The sequence below is a fragment of the Streptomyces sp. genome (genome assembly GCF_031178505.1).
GTDB classification, from domain to species: Bacteria; Actinomycetota; Actinomycetes; order Streptomycetales; family Streptomycetaceae; genus Streptomyces; species Streptomyces gulbargensis.
The window spans coordinates 1-3,014 of record NZ_JAPSIW010000813.1; the positions used below are offsets into that span (position 1 = coordinate 1).

At 74.6% G+C, this 3,014-nt stretch carries 3 protein-coding genes; all 3 read right to left on the minus strand.

Features of this window, described 5'->3' with window-relative positions; genetic code table 11:
- Positions 1 to 425 precede the first annotated feature (425 nt).
- Positions 426 to 1,319: a squalene/phytoene synthase family protein gene (locus RIF68_RS32765; RefSeq protein WP_309055014.1), complete on the minus strand. Its 894-nt coding sequence runs from the start codon at positions 1,317 to 1,319 to the stop codon at positions 426 to 428.
- 422 nt (positions 1,320 to 1,741) lie between these two features.
- Positions 1,742 to 2,473, minus strand: a complete 732-nt coding sequence (locus RIF68_RS32770) for a hypothetical protein (protein ID WP_309055016.1) — start codon at positions 2,471 to 2,473, stop codon at positions 1,742 to 1,744.
- Positions 2,474 to 2,558: 85 nt separating this feature from the next.
- Positions 2,559 to 3,014, minus strand: a 456-nt coding sequence (locus RIF68_RS32775) for a tRNA-dependent cyclodipeptide synthase (protein WP_309055019.1), incomplete at its 5' end; no start/stop codon positions are given.

Here is a 3,014-nt window from a genome sequence, read left to right on the forward strand (position 1 = left end):
GGCCAGCGGGGGCCTGTTCGGCGCGCTCCTGTTCTGCCTGCGCCACCTGCTGGACCGCCGCCGCACCGGGTGACGGCGGTCCCCGGCCGGCCCGGGCGGGCCGTGGCCGACAGCGTCCACCGCGTGCTTCCGGTGGGCCGGACGCGAGCCCCTCGCAGGGGACGCACCGGGTCCGCGCCCGGTGCGGTGAGGTCGCGTGCCGGGCGCCGCGCCGGGAGGCGGCCCTGGCCGCGGGGCTGCCGCCCATGGCGTGAGCCGGTGCCGCGGGTGGTGGGTGGCGGGTCATGACGACGGCCGGCACCGGTACGGAGATCCGGGCCCGGATTCGGACCGGAGGACGGTTCCGGCACGGGATGCGCCCGCCAGAGCCGCCCTCTCGGTGGCGGTCGCGCCCGGCGGGGTTCCGGACCGCGGCCAGCCCGCTCTCACGGGTTGGGGCCGGCGAGCGCGAACAGGTCGTTGCCGGTACGCGCGATGCTGTCGATCATCATCCTTCCCTGGGCGAGCGAGCGGCGGACGAGCTCCCGGCCGCGGGGACGGACGAGGAACTCCCACTGCTCGGCCGCGGCGAGATAGCGCCGGGCACGGTCGGTCTGCAGACCCACGAGTCCGCGCAGCGGCTCGCTCATGCGCCGGGCGGCCACGGCCTCTTCGACGTCCTCGCGGACCAGGCCGCACTGCCGTAGCTCCTCCAGGGGCAGGTAGAGCTTGTCCAGCCGCAGGTCCTCTTCCACGTCCAGCACGAAGTCCAGCGTCTGCATGCCGTAGCTCCAGGCGATCGCAGCGTCCCTGGCCCGGTCGTCGACCGGTTCGAGGAGCGCGCCGAGCCAGATCGCGGGTTGCCCGCTCACGCCGTGCATATGGCGTTCGAGGCTGGCCACGGTGTCGTAGTCGCGGACGGCCATGTCGGCCCGCAGCGCCCGGCTCGCCTCCCAGATGCTGTCCTCGGGGATGCGCCACTCCCTGACGAAGTGGGCGAACGCCCGGCAGACGAGGGCCTGGGAGCGCCTGCTGCGTGTCGCCCGCCGGTCCCGGAAGGGATGCCCGTCCAGGCTGCGCCGGAGCTCCTGTTCGAAGGAGTCGAGCCGCCGCAGTCTCTCCCCCGGTCCGACACCGGGGTCGTCCGTCAGGTCGTCAGCGCATCGGCAGAAAGCGATCATGGCGTCCCAGTGGGGGCGCTTGGCCGGAGGGAGCGAGGACCTCCAGGGCGGCGGCGGGTGGCCGCTGCGGCGCAGCAGCCACGCGCAGTGCGTGTAGGCCTGCCGCAGCAGCGGATCGCGGATCCGCGCGGCGTCCAGCTCCCGGCCGCTCAGCGGCACGTCCGGCCGGCCGCGCCACCGGTCCCGGTCATGGCGGACGCCCGGTGCTGCGGCGTGCGGGACGGGACCCGCCGGGGGGAGGGCCGGGGAGTCCGGCGGGGCCGGTGCCTCGGCGGCCGGACGCCGTGTGGTCCGCCCGGTCCGCGGCGATGCGGGGAAGCCTCCGCCGGGGGGTGGAGTCCAGGGTCCGCGGGTGGTGTTCAACGGCTCTCCAGGTCTGCGGTGGATGGGGCACCCCGGCACACGCCGGGACTGCCGATGCGCTGCCGCCGGGCACCCCGAGGCGCTGCCGCAGCGCGACAGCGATGAGTGCCACGCCGCGGCGGTCCGGCTCACGGGAGGACGGCGATGCGCGGCTGCGGAGGGGTGAGCGGCACGTGCGCCGAGGCGCGCCGCCCTGTGCGGGTTCCGGGCACCGGCCGTCAGTGGCCGGCCGACTGCCCGTCGGCGGTCCGCCTGCTCCGGGACCGGTACGCGCCGCCGGGGGCCGGGTCGCCGCCCCCGTCCCGCCGCCGACCGGTCCGCGCGGCCAACCGCGCCCTGCGGCCGACGGCGTACAGGGCGGCCAGGTAGGTCAGGTCGAGGACCAGGATCGCCACGAACATGTAGGGCAGCAGCGGCCCCGGGGTGACGGTGCCGTCGGACAGCCAGAGGTATGCCGCGACCGAGGCGAAGGCGGTGCCCAGGAGCTTTCCGACGGCGATGGCCATCGACTGCCCGGCGGTGGTGCCCCGCCCTGCCAGCATGTTCAGGAAGAGACAGGACATCACGAGGTTCTGCACGAACCCGGCGTAGGTGCCGCCGCTCTCGACGCCGCCGAACTGCCGGATCAGCGCGGTCATGCCGAGCCAGCACATCACCCCGGTGGCCGCCAGGCCCAGCAGGAATCCCCATCGCGGCAGCCAGGGGAACTCGCGCGCGCCGAAGCGCACCGCCGTGCCCAGGATGACGCAGTCCAGGAGGAACCACACGACGTTGGAGAGCCACGCCGCACCCGTGTGCGGGTACATGACGTAGATGCCCTCCCAGGCGAGGTTGCCGCACAGGGCCACCAGCGGCATCCCGTAGGTGCGGTCCCGCAGCCCGGCCCGGATGATCAGCACGTAGGTGACCGTCCACCAGGCGGCGGAGACACCCATCAGCGTCATCACCATGCGGTGCTCCCGGCCAGGCCGGCGGGCCTTCCTCGCGGGGCCGGCCCCCTCGCGGGCGCCCCTGCGAAGGCGCCGTCGGAGCGTCTCATCCCTCACCTCCGGAACTGTCGGCTCCCGTGACGGGTCTGACGACCATGAACGCCTGGTTCGGGGCCGCGGCCAGGCCGCGGCCCCGCGTGTACAGCTGCCGCACCAGGGGCGCCGACCTGTGGTAGCAGGAGACCGAGGAGGGAACGTCGAGGATGGCGGGGGTGTCGACGAAGAAGGGGAGTTCGGCCCTGAGGTAGCTCAGTCCGGCGTTCATCTTGCGGGCGTCGATGTCCTCGCCGGAGCCGCCCTGGTAGGAGGCCAGGTACCGGCGCACCATGTCCTCGCAGACGCCGGCGAACTCCCGGTCGGTCTCCAGGGCGTGATCGGTCCAGGCGCGGACGGCCTGGTACTCCGGCTGTGCGGTGAACTCGGACAGGGCGCGGACCCGGCAGCGCGTCGTGGAGCCGTCCGCCGACTCCACGGCCTGGCGGATTCTGCGCCGCACGTCCGT

Excerpts from the sequence above, each read along its gene's own strand:
- RIF68_RS32770 (WP_309055016.1), bottom strand. The coding sequence starts at position 2,473 with ATGGTGATGACGCTGATGGGTGTCTCCGCCGCCTGGTGGACGGTCACC.